Consider the following 19,161-nt stretch of genomic DNA (forward strand, 5'->3'; position numbering starts at 1 on the left):
GGCGGATCAACAGAATGGGAAAACAAAAAAAAAAACGAAACAACCCCCCCCCGGGGAGAGGGGGGAGGGGGGATCAAAAGAACGAGAGAAAGCAGGGGTCTCCCCCCCGCCCCCTCCCCACCCAATCCAAAAGATAACGTGGAGGGGGGGGGGGGAGCCAACCCCCGCCCCTACAGCGGGCTGAGCCTTACAGAGCGGCGGAGTCCTTGCTCTTTTTGCGCTTGATTTTGGTTTTACCGCCTTTCTCGGTTTTAACCTTCATCTTTTCCACGTCGCTCATATCAGCGTTCATGGTGTCGCTGTTGGCCGAAGCGGCGCCCACACCGGGGTTGGGGCCGTTGTTTTGCAGCGTCATTTCATCTACGAGGTGCTTGGCACCACCCAGCTTCTCCACACACCACAGCACGTAGCGGATATCTACGTTGATGCAGCGCTTGAGCTCGGGGTCGTAGGCCAGGTCGCCGGTCATGGCTTCCCAGTTGCCATCGAAGGCCAGGCCAATTAGTTCGCCGCGGCCGTTGATGACGGGCGAGCCGGAGTTGCCACCGGTGATGTCGTTGTCGGTGATGAAGCCCACGGGCAGGTTGCCGTCTTTGTCGGCGTAGCGGCCGAAGTCCTTGGCTTTAATCAGGGCCAGCTCTTTGGCGGGCACCACAAACTCGGGGTTGGTGGGATCTTCTTTCTCCAGAATGCCTTGGGCAGTGGTTTTGTAGTTGTAGTTCACGGCGTCGCGGCCATTGTAGGAGCGCACGGTGCCGTAGCTCAACCGGATGGTCGAGTTAGCGTCGGGCGAGTATACCTTCTGGCTGTTCTTTTCGCGCAAAGCGGCTACGTACAAGCGGTTGGCCCGGGCCAGGCCGGCCTGGGCAGCCTGCACTTTAGGGGCAATGTTCTGCACGTAGTTCGAGTACACCGACTGGTAGGTTTTGTAAGCCGGGTCGGCTTCGAGCTTGGCCAGCGAAGGGTTGGCCAAAAAGGCATTCACCTTGGCTTCCGAGGTCAGGAAGGAGTTGCTGAACACGTAGTCGGCGCACTTGCTCATCGAGCCGCCGTACTGCTTTTTCACCGTGGCAAACACGTCGGGCTGCTGGGCAGCGGGCACGTCCTGCATGTACAGGTTCATCAGGGCCGCAAATACCTTCTGGTCGGTGGGGGCGCTGTAGTCTTTGAAGTAGTCTTTTACAGGCTCGCGCAGAGCCTCGGTGGCCTTGCTGATGGCACCTTTGTCGCCGCTTTTCAGGGCGCCGGCCAGCGGCATCATGCGGGCGGCCAGCGTCACGATTTCGGTACCGAAGGCACCCTCGTTCACGTACTGGCTGCTCAGGTTGTACTGGCGCACAGTTTTGTAGGCTTCCTCAATGGCGGGCAGCGCCTCAGCGTACTGCTGGCGGGCGGGGTCCTGGGCAATCCACTGGGCCAGGGCCACTTCCTCGGCCTTCTTGGTGTCAACCGTCTTCAAACGGTTCATCCCTTCGTTCTGGCCAATGAAATACTTCCAGTAGTTGGCAATGTTGGCGTACTTGCTGGCGTACTGCAGGCGCAGGTCGGGATTCTTGTCCATGTCGGCCTTCCAGATTTTGAGGCGCGTGTCGCGGAGCTTGATGCGGGCGGGGTTGCTCTCGTCGAGCGTGAGCTGCAGGCCGGCGGCGGGCAAGAAGCGCTGGGTGCGGCCGGGGAAGCCGAACACCATCGCGAAGTCGCCCTCCTGAATGCCTTGCATGGCCACGGGCAGGTGCTTTTTGGGCACGTAAGGCACGTTGCCTTCCTGAGTGCCGGCGGTGGGCTTGTTGTTTTTGTCGGCGTACACGCGGAACATCGAGAAGTCGCCGGTGTGGCGGGGCCACATCCAGTTGTCGGTGTCGCCACCAAACTTGCCCACGGCCTCAGGCGGCGCGCCTACCAGGCGCACGTCGCCGAAGCGCTGGTAGATGAACAGGTAGTACTCGTTGCCGCCGAACATGTCGCGCACGTAGGCCACGTACTGGCCGTTTTCCTTGGCAGCCTCGGCGGTTTCGCGCTGGCGCTTCTGGATGGTAGCCATGCGCTCGGCTTCGGGCGTGGCGGCCGTAATGCCTTCGAGCATCTTGCCCGTTACGTCCTCCATGCGCACCAGAATATCCACGAACAGGCCGGGATTCTTCTTCTCGTCGGCCTTGGTGGCGGCGTAGAAGCCGTTTTGCAGGATGTTGTCCTGGGGCGTGCTGTTGCTCTGGATGGCGTCGTAGCCGCAGTGGTGGTTGGTGAGCAGCAGCCCCTGCGAGCTTACGAACTCGCCGGTGCAGAAGCCGCCGAGCTGCACCACGGCATCCTTCAGCGAGGCGTTGTTGACGTCGTAAATTTCTTCGGCCGTCAGCTTGAGGCCCTTCTTCTGCATGTCGGCCTGGTTGAGGCGCTTGATGAACATGGGGAGCCACATGCCCTCATCGGCGCTGGCCGTGAAGGGTAGCAGCAGCGTCAGCAGCAGGGCTTTCGCCCAGTGATTGGTGCGCATATAGTTTGGTAAGGGTGGGAAATACGTTTGGACGAAGTTACAGCATATCCTTTTGAGGTTGTTTTCTCGCAGAGGTTAAAGGGTGGTCCTCCTTTCAACCTCTGCGAAACCTTGCGAGAAAACAACGCCAGCCCGTACCTTGTACCCAACCATGACCTACCTGTTCCGCCAGCTGCTGCTGGGCTTGCTGTGGGTGTACCGCCACCTGATTTCGCCGCTCAAACCGCCCAGCTGCCGGTTCGTGCCCACCTGCTCGGCCTACGCCGTGGAGGCCATCGAAAAGCACGGCCCCTGGCGCGGCGGCCGGCTGGCGTTGCGCCGTATCGGCCGTTGCCACCCCTGGGGCAGCTTCGGCCATGACCCGGTACCTTAGTTTTAGCGCTGCAAGCGACAAGCCTCAAGCCACAAGCTGACCGCCCATCAGCTTGTGGCCTCAGGCTTGTCGCTTGCAGCTCCAAACAAATAGGCCGTGCTGGTGCGCAGCGTCTCGCCGGGGCGCAGAACGGTGCTCGGGAAGTTAGGGTGATTGGGCGAGTCGGGGAAGTGCTGGGTTTCGAGGCAGAAGCCGGCGTATTGGCCGTACCACTGGCCGTTTTTGCCCGTCAGGCTGCCGTTGAGCTGGTTGCCGGAGTAAAACTGCAGACCGGGCTGGTCGGTGTGTACCTCCAGCGTGCGGCCCGAAACCGGTTCGTACACGCGGGCCACCGGGCGCATTCCCTGGCCGTTAAGCACCCAATTGTGGTCGTAGCCGCCGGGCGGCGGGCCGGGCACTTGGGCAATGCGGGCCCCTATGGTGTGGGGCTGCCGGAAATCCATAGCCGTGCCCGCTACCGGCCGCAGCTCCCCGGTCGGAATCAGCTCGTCATCGACTACCGTGTAGTTATCGGCGTTCAGCGTCAGCTCGTGACCCAACACATCGGCGGTAAGGCCCGCGCTCAGGTTGAAGTAGCTGTGGTTGGTGAGGTTGACCGGCGTGGCCTGGTCGGTAGTGGCAGTGTAGTCGATGCGCAGCGTATTGTTGTGGGTGAGGGTGTACACGACCGTCACGGCCAGGGTTCCGGGGTAGCCTTCCTCACCGTCCGGGCTGGTGTACTGCAACGTGAGGGTCTGGCCGGCCGCTGTGGCGCCGGGCGTGGCATGCCACACTACCTTATCGAAGCCGCGCTGGCCGCCGTGCAGGTGGTTAGGGCCGTTGTTGGTGGCCAGCTGGTACTCTTTCTCATCGAGCGAAAAGCGGCCCCGGGCAATGCGGTTGCCGTAGCGGCCAATCAGGGCCCCGAAGTAGGGCGACTCGCGCACATACTCGGCCAGCGTGTCGAAGCCCAGCACCACGTCGCCCAGTTGGCCGGCCCGGTCGGGCACCAGCAGACTTGTGATGATGCCGCCGTAGTTGGTGATGGTGGCGCGCATGCCGTGGGCATTCTGCAGCGTGAAGAGTTGCACGGCCGTCCCATCGGGAGCTTCACCAAACTGAATGAATTTAGGAGCGGCGGGTTGGTGGGCAGGAGTCAAAGAAGAAGCCATCGGCGAAAAAACAGCCGGCCCTGGCCGGCGTAAACAAAAGGGAAACGGCCGTGCCGGCCGATAGTGCTACAACGCAACAGGCAGCCAGGCGTTTCGCACCCCAACACCCACCTCCCGAGAAGATACCCTTGCGGCGGCAGACTCGTATAGCGTGGTTCGATGTTGCCCGCGGGCAGCGTACTGCTCCCTTTTCCTTCCTTAATATGCTCTATATGCGCGCACTCCTTTTTATCCCCGCTCTGGCTGCAACCCTGTTCAGCAGCTGTTCCGAAGCCCAAAGCAACCAAGCCGAAGGTTCCTCAGTGGGTTCCGACACTACTGGCCAGTCGGAACAGGATGGCAAAAAGGGTAAGAAAGGCAAAAAGAACAAGGATGAGGACATGGCTATTGCCAACCTCACGCAGGTGGGCGAAACAAGGGAAGTACCCGAAAGTTCGGGCCTGGCCCTGACGGGCGAAAATGGCACTTTTTACACCCACGGCGACGAGGGCAACCCACCGATATTATTTAAAATCGATGCCCAGGGCAACGTACTTTCCCGCATTGAGGTGCCAGTAAAAAGCGGCGACTGGGAAAGCGTAACCCGCGACAACTCGGGTAACGTGTACATCGGCGACGTAGGCAACAACAACAACAACCGCCAGGATCTGGCCATCCTGCGCATCAACCCGCTCAACCCCAAAATCGTCCAGGAAATCCGCCTCAAGTACCCCGACCAGACCGAGTTTCCGCCCAAGAAAAAGGACCGCAACTTCGACTGCGAAGCCACGCTCTGGCACAACAACCAGGTGTATCTGTTCACCAAAGACCGCGGCCTCGGCACCACCAGCAAGGTGTACACGGTACCCGCCCAGCCCGGCAACTACACGGCCAAGCTGCTCACCAAGCTGGCCATTCCGGGCGAGGTAACCGATGCGGCCCTGAGTCCCGACGGCCGCCGGCTGGTACTGCTGGCCCGCGAGGAGATGTTTGTGCTCGAAGGCGACAACCTGGCAGCTATACTGAAGGCCAAACCCAAGCAGGTTTCGCTTAAGGGCGTGGGCCAGACTGAAGGAGCCGTTTTCACTACCAACCAGATGCTCTACCTCAGCACCGAGCAAGGGCGCCTCTATACCTACCAGTTCGAGTAACGCCGGGCCAGAATGGCCCGGCCCGGCACCTGTTGGGCTGCTTCATTGGCCAGGGCGTATTCTTTTCAGTAAATTTGACCTAGATATCCCCCCATCCGACGCGGTTTTCCCGCTCGCGTCACTACCTTATTTCCCAGCAGATGGCTGACAACTCCACCCCTTCCGGCCTGCGGGCCGGCGTGCTGTACGGCGACGAAGTACAGCAGCTTTTCGAACACGCCAAGGCCAACGGCTACGCCCTGCCCGCCGTGAACGTAACCGGCACCGACACGGTAAACGCCGTGCTCGAAACCGCCCGCGACCTGAATTCGCCCGTTATCATCCAGTTCTCGAACGGCGGCGCGCAGTTCTACGCCGGCAAGGGCCTCCCCAACGATAAGCAACAGGCCAGCATTGCCGGTGCTATTTCGGGGGCTTTGCACATTCATCTGCTGGCCGAGGCCTACGGCGTGCCCGTAGTGCTGCACACCGACCACGCCGCTAAAAAGCTGCTCCCCTGGATTGATGGGCTGCTCGAAGCCGGCGAAAAGCATTACGCCCAGCACGGGCAGCCGCTGTACTCCTCGCACATGCTCGACCTCTCGGAGGAGCCCATCGAGGAGAACGTGGAGATTTGCAAGCAGTACCTGGAGCGCATGGCCAAAATCGGGATGACGCTCGAAATTGAGCTGGGCGTAACCGGCGGCGAGGAAGACGGCGTGGACAACTCCGACGTCGATTCGAGCAAGCTCTACACCCAGCCTTCGGAAGTGGCCTATGCCTACGAGGAGCTCAGCAAAATCAGCAGCCGCTTTACTATTGCGGCCGCTTTCGGCAACGTGCACGGCGTGTACAAGCCCGGCAACGTGAAGCTAGAGCCGAAAATCCTGCACAACTCGCAGGAGTTCGTGCGCGAGAAGTTCAAGCTCGATGCCAAGCTGCCCATCAACTTCGTGTTCCACGGCGGTTCGGGCTCTTCGCAGGAGGAAATCCGCGAGGCTATTAGCTACGGCGCCATCAAGATGAACATCGACACCGACATGCAATGGGCTTTCTGGGATGGCATCCGCCAGTACTACCAGAAAAACGAAGCCTTCCTGCAGGGTCAGATCGGCAACCCCAACGGCGACGATTCGCCCAACAAGAAATACTACGACCCGCGCGTATGGCTGCGCAAGGGCGAGGAAAGCTTCGTTACCCGCCTCAAGGTAGCCTTCGACGACCTCAACGCCGCCAACCGGAACTAGCTTTCTGAGCTGTTAGCTGAAAAACGAAAAAGGCCCCGCACTCAGTTGAGTGCGGGGCCTTTTTCGTTTTTTCAGCGGTTTATCCGGCTTAAGGTACAGCTACTTCTTAGCCGCAGCCGCTTCCTCGGCTTCATACTCGGCCAAGTCGCGGGGGGCATAGCCGTAGGGGTTTTCGGGGTTCTTGCCGGCGCGCCAGAGGAAATACAGGCCCATGAAGACGAGCGGGATACTCAGCAGCTGGCCCATATTGAACTGCATGCCCTGCTCGAAGGCCACCTGATCTTCCTTGAAGAACTCGATAAAAAAGCGGAACGAGAACAGCAGCACCACAAACAGGCCAAACAGCTGCCCGCGGGGCGTACGCTCCTTGGTGCGGTTCCACATGCCGTACAGTAGCACGAACAGGAATACGCAGAACAGCGACTCGTAAATCTGGGTGGGGTGGCGCGGCACGGCTACTAACGAACCGGCGGCCACGGTGGGTCCGGCTAGCCGGGCGGTTACCTTCACGTCGTCGTTGGGCTGGCGGAAGCGCTCCACCACGTAGGAATCGGCCGGGACGGGCTGGTCGGCGGTCGGCTTCTGCAGGTGCTCGTAATCGCGCGGGAACACGAAGGCCCAGGGCGCGGTGGTGGGGTGGCCCACGATTTCGGAGTTCATCAGGTTGCCCAAACGGATGAGCGCGCCGCCCACAGCCACTACCAGCACAATCCGGTCGAGGGTCCAGAGCACATCAAACTTATTTTTGCGGCCAAACAGCCACACTGCGAAGATGATGCCGATGGTCGCGCCGTGCGAGGCCAGCCCACCTTCCCATATCTTGAAGATGCTCAGTATATTATCTTTGTACTGAGGCCAGTCGTAGAAGAACACGTGGCCCAGCCGGGCACCCAGCACCGTACCAATCAGCACGTAAATCGTAATCACATCCACCCAGCGCGGCGACACTTTCTCGGAACGGTAGATATGGCTCAGGATGAACGTGCCCACCACGAAGCCCGACATAAACAGCAGCCCGTACCAACGCAGCGTCAGCGGCCCAATATGGGCGATAATGGGGTCAGGATTCCAGAGAATGGCACTCAGCATAGGTAAGATGGTTACGAGGGGATGAGAGGAAGTCAAAGGTAGTTAGACAATGGGCTTACGGCTCCGCAAACCTATTCTTCTGGGTAAGTACCGGATATATTCGGCACTCGGTTAGCTGGTATCACTTGCTTTCAAAGGGCAGCTCAGGCCAGTTGCTGCTGTCGTGGTTGGCACTGCTCATCGAATGCAGGGCCGCATCGTCGCCGCTCAGCAGCAGCAACAGGCCCAACATAACTGCATAGGCAGGCCAGTGCAACCAAGTGCGCGCTGGCGCATGCACGGCCGCCGTCTCCCGGATGAGTCGGGCCTGTACCCGGCTGTAAAAGTAGGGCCGGGGCTGCGCGCCGGGTTGCGTCCGCCACTGGCGCAGCAGGTTTTCCCATTCTTCATCGGCATTGGGTCGAGGGGCAGAATCAGACATGGCGTGTGGAGGGTTGAAAGTGATAGCGCAGCGTTTTTCGGGCGCGAAACAACAACGATTCTACCGCTGGCACGGTGGTCTTGAGCACGGCAGCTATTTCCTCATAGCTCAGTTCCTGCTCGTGGCGCAGCGTAAACGCGACCTGCTGTTGGCCGGGCAAGCGGGCAATGTGTGCGCGAAGAATCTCGACCTGCTGCTGCCCTTCCAGCTGGGCCTGCGGGTGCTCGTTGTCGGGCGGCTCGTAGAGTATCCGGTTATCGAAGCCCAGCAGACTTGTCAAGTAAACGAAGCGCTTTTTGGCGCGGGCCTGCCGCTGATTTTTCAGGGCCCGCGAGGTAGCCAGCCGGTAAAGCCAGGTGGTCAGCGACGCTTCGCCCCGAAACCGGCCAATTGTTTGGTAAACCTCCATAAACACTTCCTGCGCCACGTCCTCCGCCTCTTCCGGCGACTGAAGTAGCGCCAGCACGGTGCGGTAGATGCGGTCCTGATACCGTTCTACCAAGGTGCGAAATGCCACCTCACTGCCCCGCTGCAACTGCGCGACCAGCTCGGCTTCGGCAGAAGCAGTAGCAGGCCGCGTAACGGGCGACGACTGTGGAAGCGCAGGCAGCGGAAGAGTATACACTCGGGAAAGCAGAAGGGAGAAACAGCACGCGACCAAGGCCGGTCATTGCCGCTGGTATCCGGGTTACATAAGCTTAGGTCCGCTCATCACAGCAAACTTGCGGCGGCGCCTGATTTAAAATTCAGCAACCTGACAGACAGACCAATATTGTAAAAACAGTTGAGTGCGTCTTCCCTATTGAACAAGACTACTGTTGACCAAATACCCCCAGCTCCCGGGTATATCCGCGGCTCAAAATTGACAAGCGAAGCCAGGAGCACGGGGCATGTCGTTGTCGGGGTAGAAGACCAGGGCAAACCCGCTCACGTTTCCACTGGTTGCGGCTCCAGAGGCAGAGAAAGCCCTTAACGCAGGTTTTGAGTTACCCGGAGGCGGGTCAGGTTGCCCGCACCAGCTGCACGCTGCCATCAACGTACACCTTGGCCACGAAGGGCCGCGGGTGCCGTTGCACAAAGCGACGCAGCCGGGGCAACGCGCGTAGCACGCACTCGGCCAGCCCGGCCCCGGTAAGGCCCTTCGCCACGAAGATAAAGGTACCGGCTCCACTGGCCTGCAGCGCCTGCAGTTCGAGCGGGTTGTAGTGCAGCCGGCGCTCTTGGGTAAGCACGAAGCCGCTCCGGGCTGTAACGGCGGGCAGCCACTCGGCATCAGGTGTGGCGGACTCAAACAGCTCGGCGTGGCGCAGCACCGGGCCGGGCTGGCTTCGCAAAGCGGTGCGCACCAAGGCCGTGTCGAGGGTGCGGTCGAGGAAGAAAACGGGTTCAGGCGCCGAGCTCATACCGGAGGGCTTCTTCTACGGCCGCGGCCGGGAGGTTGAAATTACGGGCAATGTCGAGCACCGCGTCGCCGGCGCGGTACTGGTCCACCACCACATCGACGGGCACGTAGGTAGCCGTGAGCACCGGCCGGCCAAAGGCCACCCGCGGGTCGACGACAATGTGGGCCGGCGCGCCGTCGGGCACGAAGCCGGGGACGCTGGCATACACCGGAAACAGCCGCAGCGGAAACCCGTCGGCGGCCCGCTCGATGCGGCGCAGATAAGCTTCCACCAGCTCCCGAATGGTTATCTGCCCCCGCCGCGAGGCATTGATGAGCAGGTTATCATCTTCCAGCGTGCGCACGAACAAATCCACGCCGTCGGTTTCGAGTTGGTGCTGGGCCAAAGGATGCTCGGCCTGCAACTCCTCGCGCACAAACTGCACCGCATGGCGCACCCGCTGCAGCGAAATACCATGCTGGTGCCGGATAGCGGCCAGCACGTGCACTTCTACCAGATTCAGGAATGAGAGGCCGTCGGGGCTGACGGGCTGTACCAGCGCGCCGTGCAGATCGGTGCCGCGGGTCCAGGCCTGCACCGTGGAGGCCACCAGGCCCGTAAGCTTAGCGACCTGCCGCGCCGAGTACAGCGGCAGCCGGTAGGCTTCGCGTTGCTGATAAAGCTGCTCGAAAGTTGTTGGCGACACGGTTTACGCGGAATGGAACCACGAAAGTACCGGTTTTTAGCCGGGGGTCCTTTTGCAGAATGCCAGGCGGAGCAAAACCAAAACAAGGCCGTCATGCTGAGCGCAGCCGAAGCATCTCTACTGCAATGCTAATCCTGTCGTCAGAGTTACCATTGCGGTAGAGATGCTTCGGCTGCGCTCAACATGACGGTCTGTGGCCTAACCCAAAGCCATCCGCCTACAGCGCCGCCAGCTCCTGGGTGTAGCCGCCGCTCAAAATCGGGAAGCGTAGCCAGGAGCGCGGGTCCACGTTGTAGTCGTCGAGGTGGAAGGCGGGGGCGTACCGCTCGCGCTTCCACTGGTTGCGGCTCCAGAGGCTGAAGAAGCGCTTGACGTAGGTTTTGAGCTGCTCGGGGTCGGCGGCGGGGTCTTCGTTAATAAGCGTAGCCAGCACTCGGGCCGGGGCCAGCCGGTCGAAGAAAGCCAGCCGTTCGATGCGGTTGAGCAGCGGGTAGGGCATCAGGTCGCGCTCATCGGTCTGGTTGTCGGCCAGCGGGCGCAGCTCGGCGGTGGGCTGCAGGCCGTTTACGCGCCGCAGGCCGGGGTAGCCCAGCTCAGTTTCGGCCCAGCGCAGCCACTGCTTCACAAAGAACTTATCGACGCCGGCAATGGGCGAGATGGAGCCGGCCGTGTCGCCGTCCATGGTGCAGTAGCCCACGCTGGCCTCCGAGCGGTTGGAGGTTGTCATCAGCAGGCAGTTCTGAATATTGGCTACCATCCAGATGGCGGGGGCGCGCACCCGGGCCTGAATGTTCTGTAGCGCCAGGTCGTCGGTCTGCCAGGTTAGTTTCCGGCCCAGGGCGTGCTCAATCTTGCCCACGTAGCCGCTCACTTCCTCGTCAATTTCCCAGTGGTAAAACACCGCTCCAATGTCCTCAGCCAGTTCCTGTGCCGAGTTAAACGTGTCGTCGGAGGAATTCACGGTGCCTTGGTATGCGCAGGTGAGCAACCGATTAGTCAGGCGGCGGTTCAGCTCCCGTTGGTTTTCCGAAACGGGCTCGGTGCTGGCCATGGGCAGGTTGCCGGCCGGTGCGGCAGCTGGCGAACCGTCGGCCGGTATCAGCTCTTGGCCAGCCGACTCGGCCTGCTTTGCGCCGGCTATTTCCGCTATATCAGCAGCCGTAAAGCAGCCGGCGCGGCGCATGAACTCGGTCGTGCCCAGCTCGGCCGTACCCAGGCGCACCATCTCGGCCACCGCCACGGCGCACATGCTGGAGTCGGCCCCGCCGCTCAAGCTCAGCACGAATCCTTTGCTCCGGGCCTTGCGCAGGTAGTCGAACAGCGCCAGACTCAGCGCCTGGTTCAGCTCCAGAAACTCGTCGGGCACGGGCAGGGCCGCAATCTGTTCGGCCGGCGGCAGCTCGGTAGCAAAATCTACGTCTACACACTCCAGGTCCACTTCCTGGAAGCTCAGCAGCTGGTTGCGGTGGAGTAGGTGGCCGTTGCGGGCTACCAGAATCTCGCCGTCATAAATCATGCGGCCGGCCTCGTTGCCCAGCAGGTTGGCGTAGAGGTAGGTGCACTTGAACTTGCGCGAGGCCTGCAGCACCAGTTGGTAGCGCAGATCCGTCTTGCTCATGGCGAAGTGCGAGGCCGAGGGGTTCACAATAAGGTCGACCTTGCCCTGGAGGCGGCAGGCGGGCCGCACGTCATCGGGCCGCCACGCATCCTCGCAGATTTCAAACCCGAACCGCACGCCCTGGTGCTCAAACGTGAGGTCGCCCAGCGGCCACTCCTGCCCTTCCCACTGCACGGTCGTGGTTTCGCCGGCCGGCCAAGGGTGGAAGAACCGGGGCTCGTAGTGTACCCCATCATTAGCCAGAAACTGCTTACCCGCGAATCCCAGGATTTCCCCGTCGCGCAGCACGGCGGCCGTGTTATAGGTGCGGCCCTGCAGGCGCACCGGCAGCCCCACCACCACGCAGATGCCCATTGTCCAGGGCCGGATGGTTTGCAGGTGCTGCAGCGCCGCCTCAGGCAGCCAGTCGCTCAGAAACAAATCCTCGCAGCCGTACCCGGTCAGGCACAGTTCCGGCAGGCACAACAGCTCGACGTTGGCAGTTTTTGCCTGCTCAATAGCCGTCTGAATCGTGCGCAGGTTATGGGTCCAGTCGAAGGGAATCTGGTTGAGGGCGGCGCCGGCTATTCGCATGGGTTCGGGGCTAAGGGTTGGTTGTGCAAAGCAACTCCTTTTTCCCGGCTTGGGTTACCCGAAACGGCTTTTCGCCGTTCCTACATCCCCAGCACCGTTAGGGCCCGCTCGGCGGCCAGCTGCTCGGCCTGCTTCTTCGAGAGGCCCATGCCGGTAGCAATCGGCTCATCATCTACCACTACCACAGCCGAAAACTCCATCACTCCCCCCGGACGAGCCTCGCCGGTCAGCTCGTAGCGCATGTTTTTGCCGTTGCGCTGGGCCCATTCAATCAATTTGCTCTTGAAGTTGGTGGTCGTTTCGGTCATGGCCTTCACATCCACGAAGGGCTTGAGCAGGCGGGCCAGCACGAACTTGCGGGCCGTTTTGTAGCCGTGGTCGAGGTACACGGCGCCCACCAGCGCCTCCAGGGCGTTGCCGTTCACTGAGCGCGAGCGGGCAGCACGGCCCTGGGCGGCATCGAGCTGCACGAGCTTATCGAGGCCGATTTTAAGGGCGATGCTGTTGAGGCTTTCGCGGTTGACGATGCGGCTGCGCATCTCCGTCAGGAAGCCTTCCTGCTCGTATGGGAACTTGCGGAACAGGTATTCGGCCACGGCCGTGCCCAGCACCGCGTCGCCCAGAAACTCCAGCCGCTCGTTGCTTTGGTGGCGGGCCTGCTCGCCCTGCTGGCGCACCAACGACGAGTGCGTAAAGGCCAGCCGGTACAGCTGCACATTGCTCGGCGCAGTGCCCGTAATCGTAGTAATAGCCTGCCGAAAGGCCCGGTCACGACCAATCAGCCGGCGAAAAAAGCCGAATATCGGCAAAGGCTGACCAGGCTTAGGCATTCTGTTCTGTTGGTGTGATGAAGCTATTAAAGAACGTGTCATGCTGAGCGTAGCGGAGCGCAGTCGAAGCATCTCTCCCGCAGTGCTAATTCCTTCCCTAGGATTAGCATTGCATGCAAGACGCTTCGATTACGGCTGCGCCTTCGCTCAGCATGACACGTTCTTTTTCCTGATTACTACTCGCTGATTTTCCGGAAAATAACCGACGTATTGTGGCCGCCAAAACCGAAGGTGTTGCTCATGGCAATGTTCACTTCCCGCTTCTGCGCTTTGTTGAAGGTGAAGTTGAGCTTGGGGTCCAGCTCGGGGTCGTCGGTGAAGTGGTTTATGGTGGGCGGCACCATATCGTGCTGCATGGCCATAATACAGGCCACGGCTTCGATAGCGCCGGCCGCGCCCAGCAAGTGGCCGGTCATGCTCTTGGTCGAGCTGATGTTGAGCCCGTACGCGTGCTCACCGAACACCTTTTGGATGGCTTTCACCTCGGCCCCGTCGCCCAGGGGCGTGCTGGTGCCGTGGGTGTTGATGTAGTCTACGTCTTCAGGCTTGATACCGGCATCGCGCAACGCGTTCTGCATCACCAGCACCACGCCGTTGCCCTCGGGGTCGGGGGCCGTAATGTGGTAGGCATCGGCCGACATGCCACCGCCAATCAGCTCAGCGTAGATTTTGGCACCACGGGCCTTGGCGTGTTCATACTCTTCGAGCACCAGCGAGGCCGCGCCTTCGCCCAGCACGAAACCGTCGCGCTCCTTGTCGTAGGGGCGCGAGGCCTGCTCGGGCGCGTCGTTGCGCTCACTCATGGCCTTGAGGGCATTGAAGCCACCCACGCCCGATTCGGTAATGGCCGCCTCCGAACCGCCCGTCACGATGACGTCGGCCATGTTAAGGCGGATGTAGTTGAAGGCCGAAATAATCGAGTCCGACGACGACGCGCAGGCCGAGGTAGTCACGAAATTGGGGCCTCGGAATTTGTGGCGGATGGAAATGTTGCCCGACGAGCTGTCGGCAATCATTTTCGGAATAAAGAAGGGGTTGAAGCGGGGCGTGCCGTCGCCGTTGGCGAAGGCAATGCACTCGGCCTGCAGCGACGTGAGGCCGCCAATGCCCGAGCCCCAGATAACGCCTACTCGGTCCTTGTCGATGCCTTCTTCGTTGAGCCGGGCGTCTTCGATGGCCTCGTTGGCCGCAATCAGGCCAAACTGGGTGAAGATGTCCATTTTACGGCCCTCCTTGCGGTCGAAGTAATCGTCCGGGTTGTAGTCCTTCACTTCGCAGGCAAAGCGGGTTTTGAACTTACCGGCATCAAAGCGCGTGATGGGGGCGGCGCCACTACGGCCGGCCACCAGGCCTTCCCAGTAAGCAGGGGCGGTTTTGCCGACGGGGGTAAGGGCACCCAGGCCGGTCACGACAACTCTCCGGAGAGACATAGGCGAGTTCGAGAAGCGAGAAAATGGAAAGGACAAAAAAAAGCAAACCGGCCGGCGGCAGGCCGGCCGGTTTGTTTAGTGTTGATTTAGTAGTGAGTAGGTGGTAGTGAGTAGTGAGATGCTGTTCTGCTGACCCAATTAGCTCATCAGAGCGTCATCTCACTACTCACTACCACCTACTCACTACTAAATCAACTATTTAGCGTGCTCTTCGAGGTAGCTGATAGCCTGACCCACGGTGCCGATGTTTTCGGCCTGGTCATCGGGGATGGACACGTTGAATTCTTTTTCGAACTCCATGATCAACTCGACGGTATCAAGCGAATCGGCGCCCAAATCGTTGGTGAACGAAGCTTCGGGGGTTACTTCCGACGCCTCAACACCCAATTTATCGATGATGATGGCTTTTACTTTCTCTGCAATTTCAGACATTTCCGTGGGGGGTTAAAAGAAAACTCGGCACAAATAACACCATCTTCGCTAACATTGTCAAACTTCCGCGCCCTTATCTTGCGGGTATAAGATTATGGCCCTGCCAGTTTTGTGGGCCCGGCAGGCCGCGTACTTTTGCCTTTTCGCCCCCGTCCCGCCGCTTATGAAAACCTTCACCCTCGACGTGGATTACGCCTGCGACTTCGACCTGTTCGGGCTCGTTTCGTCGTCGCGCGAGCACACGCTGGCCTGGGTGCTCAACCGTACGCTGCACTTGCGCCTCATCAAGCAGCCCGACCTGATTCTGGACCTGCTCCAGAAAGGCCGCCTCGTTATCAGCAACTACCTGCACGCCACCGAACACCACACGCTGCGCCTGTTTCGCAACCGCAGCGCCGATGCCTCCGCCCTGAAAAAACCCTACCTCGCCCCCGACATCCGCCAGTACGATTACCTGCTGCAGATTAATGCCGGCGGCGCGGGCCTGCCCCCCACCCCCCAACTCATTACCCAGCTCACGGCCCTGCCCGAAGTGCAGCTCGTGAGCCAGTTCGACCCCAACGACCTGAAGTTTAAAGAGAACTTTCTTTTCTGAGACTGTGGCCAATCGGCCGCAGCCTCTTTTCTTTTCGCTTTTCAGTTTCTCCGCTACCTCATGGAAGTCACGCCGCATTTCAACAAGACCAAGATAATTGCCACGGTTGGCCCCGCCTCCAACACCTACGACAAGCTGGCCACGCTCATGCGCGAGGGCGTCGATGTGTTCCGGCTCAACTTCTCGCACGGCTCCCACGAAGACCATCAGGCCGTCATCCACACGGTGCGCCGCCTCAACAAGGATCTGCGCATGAACGTGGGTTTGCTCCAGGACTTGCAGGGCCCCAAAATTCGCCTTGGCGAAGTAGAGGGCGGCGAGGTTGAAATCAAGGCCGGCGATAAAATCAAGCTGGTGTGCGGCGAGAAGGAAATCAGCACGGCCACCCGCCTGAGCACGATTTATATGGGCCTGGCCCGCGACGTGAAGCCGGGCGACATGATTCTCATCGACGACGGCAAGATTGAGCTGCGCGTGCTGGCCACAGACCGCGAGCAGGAAGTGGACGTGGAGGTTATCTACGGCGGCCTCGTGAAGCCCCGCAAAGGCATCAACCTGCCCAATTCCGATGTGTCGGCCCCGAGCATGACTCCCAAGGATATCGAAGACTTGGCTTTTGGCCTCGAAAACGACGTCGACTGGATTGCCCTCTCGTTTGCCCGCCGGGCTGAGGACATTCGCTTCATCAAGAACCTGATTGCTGAGAGCGGCAAAAATATCCGGGTAATAGCCAAAATCGAAACGCCCGAGGGCCTGCGCAACCTCGATGAAATTATTGCCCTTACCGATGCCGTAATGGTAGCCCGGGGCGATTTGGGCGTGGAAGTATCGATGGAGGAAGTGCCGATGGCTCAGAAGCTTATCGTGGCCAAGTGCAATAAGCTGGGCGTACCCGTAATTGTGGCCACCCAGATGATGGAGAGCATGATTACGGCCCCTCGCCCCACCCGCGCCGAAACCAGCGACGTAGCTAATGCCGTCGTTGATGGAGCCGATGCCGTGATGCTGTCGGCCGAAACGGCCGTGGGCGCTTACCCAGCCGAGGTTATCCGCTCGATGGTGGGCACCATCCGGAGCGTGGAAACCCAGCTGCCTAGCCTTTACCACCACTGGTTTCCCATCGACCCCGAGGCGCCCTCGTTCATGGTCGACAGCGTGTTGTCGGCGGCCTGCCACTTGGCTAAAAACACCAACGCCAAGGCCATCACCGGCATGACGCACCGCGGCTACACGGCCTTCCAGATTGCCAAGTACCGCCCGAAGGCCAACATCTTCATCTTCACCGACAACCGGCCGCTACTGACAGCCCTAAGTCTCATCTGGGGTGTGCGCGGCTTCTACTACGACCGGCTGGTGAGCACCGACAGCACCATCTCCGACATCAAGTTCGCCCTCACCGCCTCGGGCCACCTGCAAAAGGGTGACGTGTTCATCAACACCGCCTCCATGCCCATCAACGGCAAAGGCAAAACCAACATGGTTAAAGTGAGTGTGGCGTAGTTTTGAGCTGTTAGCTTGACGGTCTGTCACCCTGACGAAAGAAGGACCTTGTCCTATTTGAATGAGTCGTTGTTACGGCCGTTCAAGTAGGACAAGGTCCTTCTTTCGTCAGGGTGACAAGCTGTAAGCCAACAGTCCAAACCTATTGCTCATGTTGCAGCCGTAGCACCACTGGCAGCTTCCCCGGCTGCTCCAACCGCACCAGATACAGGCCCGCGGGCAGCCCATCGAGCGCCACCGGGGCCCGCGTGGTACCAGCCGGCAGCTGCTGTGTCCGCAGTGTCTGGCCGGTGGCGTTGAGCAGTGTTAGGTGAGCAGGGGCAGTGCTGGGAGCCGGCAACTCCAGGGTGGCCGTAGTGGCCGCCGGATTGGGGTAGAGCCGTACGCCGGGCGCCGCCACGCTGCCAGGAGCCGCCGATAGCAGTAGGCCGAATGGTTCGTGGCTGCCGCAGGTGGTGGTGCCGGCGCTGCTCGTCCGGCGGTAGTAGGTTAGTTGCAACTTCTGCCCATATCCCTGCTGTAGCTGCACCACGCCCAGGCCGGCGTTTAGCAACTCATTTCGACCAGCCCAGTCAAAGCTGAAATAGGGCAGGTAGATATCTTCCATTCCGCCGCGGATACGAAATAATTCCTGCGTTCGGAGGGTGGCCGTGGGGCCGCAAGTCCCGCCGCTCTTGCGGCTGGGTACGATTGGGTGGCCCATGAAGATGCCTACTGGAGACGCCCTGGCGGCCGGCCACTCGTAGGCCAGCAGTTGCACATAACCTGAGGGCTCCACGGCCCCGCCAAGACTCGTTCGCCACTGCCCGGTGCGCAACGAAGCGGCCTGCCGGACTGTGGTAGGCGGCTGGAACGTAACACCCGCTGCCGAGCACCCAGGAGCCCCCGAAGTTTGGGTACGAGACTGGTAACGCACGATATAGATGAGGCTGTCGGGGGTTTGCTGGCGGCTGATTATGCGCTGAAGCAGGCTGGTAGACTCACAAATCAAGCTACCACCGAAAGACAATTCTTCGCGATAGTAGCCCAACTCGTCGCCGGGCTGCAAGTCGAGTAGCAACAGCGGGTTGTAGTAGCTGCGGCCGGCCACCGCGGGTGGGCGGGCCAGCGTCAGGCCGGCCCCGTTGGGCAGCGGGCCAGTTATCAGCCCGTAGCTTTTGCTCACCTCGTAGGTTTCCGCGCCCACGCGCAACGTCAGCACCGAGTCGGGTTGCCCCGCCAGCTGGCGCACCGCGCGGCCAACAACGGTGGCGCTGCCGCCCATGAACGTGCCGCTCTGCAGAAACACGGGCAGCGGGATGCTGCGGGCCGGCTCGCCGACTTCGGCGGCCCACTCCAGCCAATATACTTTCGTGGCCGTCTCGTAGCGTAGCCGGGCCCCAAACTGGTTGTTGCGCGACTTGCGCCACCGCTCCCCCGTGCCCGTACTCTTCACTGGCCGCATCATGCGGTTGAAGAAATACACCGAATCGGCCCCGCGCACTCCGGCCGAATCCAGGCGCAGCGTCAGCACGGTGTCGGTGGCCGCGCCGTTGCGGCTTAGTGTGTAGGCGTGGACGTCGCCGTTGGGCCGGAAGGGCCGCCAGTTTTGGGCTGTTGCGGATAGGGCTGTGGTCAGCAGCAAGGCCAAGGGCAGCAGGTAACGGTGTAGCATGAGCAGCGGTAATAAATGGCCGGTAAACGACTGGCTAATTTAAACCCAGAACTGCCCAACTACCAATACAACGCAGCAAGGCCCGATGCTTACGCATCGGGCCTCACCTTTATAAAGAGCAGAAAGCCGGTTGGTGCTTAAGCAGCCAGCGACTTTACGAACTTGGCCAGCTTCGACTTGTTGTTGGCGGCTTTGTTCTTGTGGATGATGTTCTTCTTGGCCAGGCGGTCCAGCATCGACGAAACTTTCTTGAACTGCTCTTGAGCAGTCGAAGCGTCGGTGTTAGCGCGCAGCTTTTTGATGGCCGTGCGGGTAGATTTAGCCTGGTAACGGTTCAGGACGCGCTTAGCTTCGTTGGAACGGATGCGCTTAAGGGCGGATTTATGGTTTGCCATGAGGGTTGATTATGGTCTTCTGCTCGAATTCAGTTCAAATGCGGAGTGCAAAGGTAAAGCTTTGCGTGGAATTAGCAATAGTGATTAGCGAAAGACCGTCATTCTAAGCTTGCCGAAGAATCTATCCTAAGTTGTGGAGGGTGATGTAGTGGCGGGGGTGGTGCC

Annotated in this window: 18 protein-coding genes; 5 read left to right on the top strand and 13 right to left on the bottom strand. The window is 60.4% G+C overall.

Translation table 11 applies throughout. The annotated features are described in order from the left end of the window. Window positions 1–187: 187 nt before the first annotated feature. Window positions 188–2,491: a S46 family peptidase gene (locus HW556_RS15200; protein WP_176900971.1), complete on the bottom strand. Its 2,304-nt coding sequence runs from the start codon at window positions 2,489–2,491 to the stop codon at window positions 188–190. 151 nt (window positions 2,492–2,642) lie between these two features. Between HW556_RS15200 and yidD the strand changes: the two genes are divergently transcribed. Next, window positions 2,643–2,864: a membrane protein insertion efficiency factor YidD gene (yidD, locus tag HW556_RS15205; protein ID WP_176900972.1), complete on the top strand. Its 222-nt coding sequence runs from the start codon at window positions 2,643–2,645 to the stop codon at window positions 2,862–2,864. Between the two features lie 47 nt (window positions 2,865–2,911). Here yidD and HW556_RS15210 read toward each other — a convergent pair whose 3' ends face one another. Then, the gene (locus tag HW556_RS15210; protein ID WP_176900973.1) at window positions 2,912–4,015 is read right to left on the bottom strand and encodes an aldose epimerase family protein; all 1,104 of its coding nucleotides are present in this window, start codon (window positions 4,013–4,015) and stop codon (window positions 2,912–2,914) included. Window positions 4,016–4,227: 212 nt separating this feature from the next. On the opposite strand from HW556_RS15210, the gene HW556_RS15215 reads away from it, so the two are divergent. Together HW556_RS15215 and fbaA are read left to right on the top strand one after the other, a co-directional pair. Further along, window positions 4,228–5,145: an SdiA-regulated/phytase-like domain-containing protein gene (locus HW556_RS15215; protein WP_176900974.1), complete on the top strand. Its 918-nt coding sequence runs from the start codon at window positions 4,228–4,230 to the stop codon at window positions 5,143–5,145. 140 nt (window positions 5,146–5,285) lie between these two features. Then, a complete protein-coding gene (gene fbaA, locus HW556_RS15220) occupies window positions 5,286–6,371 on the top strand; it encodes a class II fructose-bisphosphate aldolase (protein WP_176900975.1) in 1,086 nt (361 codons plus the stop codon). A 99-nt stretch (window positions 6,372–6,470) separates the two neighbouring features. Here the strand turns inward: fbaA and lgt are convergent, their stop codons facing one another. The 9 genes from lgt to HW556_RS15265 form a co-directional block, all read right to left on the bottom strand. After that, window positions 6,471–7,460 (bottom strand): prolipoprotein diacylglyceryl transferase, encoded by a 990-nt coding sequence (lgt, locus tag HW556_RS15225; protein ID WP_176900976.1) that lies wholly within the window; start codon window positions 7,458–7,460, stop codon window positions 6,471–6,473. 121 nt (window positions 7,461–7,581) lie between these two features. Next, on the bottom strand, window positions 7,582–7,881 hold the full coding sequence (locus tag HW556_RS15230) for a hypothetical protein (RefSeq protein WP_176900977.1): 300 nt from the start codon (window positions 7,879–7,881) through the stop codon (window positions 7,582–7,584). After that, the gene (locus HW556_RS15235) at window positions 7,874–8,506 is read right to left on the bottom strand and encodes an RNA polymerase sigma factor (protein ID WP_176900978.1); all 633 of its coding nucleotides are present in this window, start codon (window positions 8,504–8,506) and stop codon (window positions 7,874–7,876) included. Before HW556_RS15235 ends, HW556_RS15230 begins: the two co-directional genes overlap by 8 nt. A gap of 376 nt (window positions 8,507–8,882) precedes the next feature. Beyond that, window positions 8,883–9,284 carry a PIN-like domain-containing protein gene (locus HW556_RS15240; protein WP_176900979.1) on the bottom strand — a complete coding sequence of 134 codons (402 nt, stop codon included), beginning with the start codon at window positions 9,282–9,284 and terminating at the stop codon, window positions 8,883–8,885. Continuing rightward, window positions 9,268–9,969: a DUF433 domain-containing protein gene (locus tag HW556_RS18950; protein WP_176900980.1), complete on the bottom strand. Its 702-nt coding sequence runs from the start codon at window positions 9,967–9,969 to the stop codon at window positions 9,268–9,270. The genes HW556_RS15240 and HW556_RS18950 overlap by 17 nt, the downstream gene beginning before the upstream one ends. Window positions 9,970–10,186: 217 nt before the next feature. Then, window positions 10,187–12,160, bottom strand: a complete 1,974-nt coding sequence (gene nadE, locus HW556_RS15250) for an NAD(+) synthase (RefSeq protein WP_176900981.1) — start codon at window positions 12,158–12,160, stop codon at window positions 10,187–10,189. Window positions 12,161–12,240: 80 nt separating this feature from the next. Continuing rightward, entirely contained in the window at window positions 12,241–12,990 is a 750-nt protein-coding gene (gene rnc, locus HW556_RS15255; RefSeq protein WP_176900982.1) for a ribonuclease III, read from the bottom strand. Between the two features lie 176 nt (window positions 12,991–13,166). Further along, the gene (fabF, locus tag HW556_RS15260; protein ID WP_176900983.1) at window positions 13,167–14,420 is read right to left on the bottom strand and encodes a beta-ketoacyl-ACP synthase II; all 1,254 of its coding nucleotides are present in this window, start codon (window positions 14,418–14,420) and stop codon (window positions 13,167–13,169) included. Window positions 14,421–14,615: 195 nt separating this feature from the next. After that, complete coding sequence (locus HW556_RS15265) at window positions 14,616–14,852, bottom strand: acyl carrier protein (protein ID WP_019948606.1); 237 nt, start codon at window positions 14,850–14,852, stop codon at window positions 14,616–14,618. Window positions 14,853–15,015: 163 nt separating this feature from the next. Between HW556_RS15265 and HW556_RS15270 the strand changes: the two genes are divergently transcribed. Both HW556_RS15270 and pyk read left to right on the top strand, forming a co-directional pair. Then, on the top strand, window positions 15,016–15,447 hold the full coding sequence (locus HW556_RS15270; protein ID WP_176900984.1) for an IPExxxVDY family protein: 432 nt from the start codon (window positions 15,016–15,018) through the stop codon (window positions 15,445–15,447). A 60-nt stretch (window positions 15,448–15,507) separates the two neighbouring features. After that, window positions 15,508–16,947 carry a pyruvate kinase gene (gene pyk / locus HW556_RS15275; protein ID WP_176900985.1) on the top strand — a complete coding sequence of 480 codons (1,440 nt, stop codon included), beginning with the start codon at window positions 15,508–15,510 and terminating at the stop codon, window positions 16,945–16,947. A 142-nt stretch (window positions 16,948–17,089) separates the two neighbouring features. Here pyk and HW556_RS15280 read toward each other — a convergent pair whose 3' ends face one another. Then, a complete protein-coding gene (locus HW556_RS15280) occupies window positions 17,090–18,601 on the bottom strand; it encodes a T9SS type A sorting domain-containing protein (protein ID WP_176900986.1) in 1,512 nt (503 codons plus the stop codon). Between the two features lie 137 nt (window positions 18,602–18,738). Next, a complete protein-coding gene (gene rpsT, locus HW556_RS15285) occupies window positions 18,739–18,996 on the bottom strand; it encodes a 30S ribosomal protein S20 (protein ID WP_176900987.1) in 258 nt (85 codons plus the stop codon). Window positions 18,997–19,161 lie beyond the last annotated feature (165 nt).

Source organism: Hymenobacter terrestris, from assembly GCF_013377905.1.
In the GTDB taxonomy this organism is placed as follows: Bacteria; Bacteroidota; Bacteroidia; order Cytophagales; family Hymenobacteraceae; genus Hymenobacter; species Hymenobacter terrestris.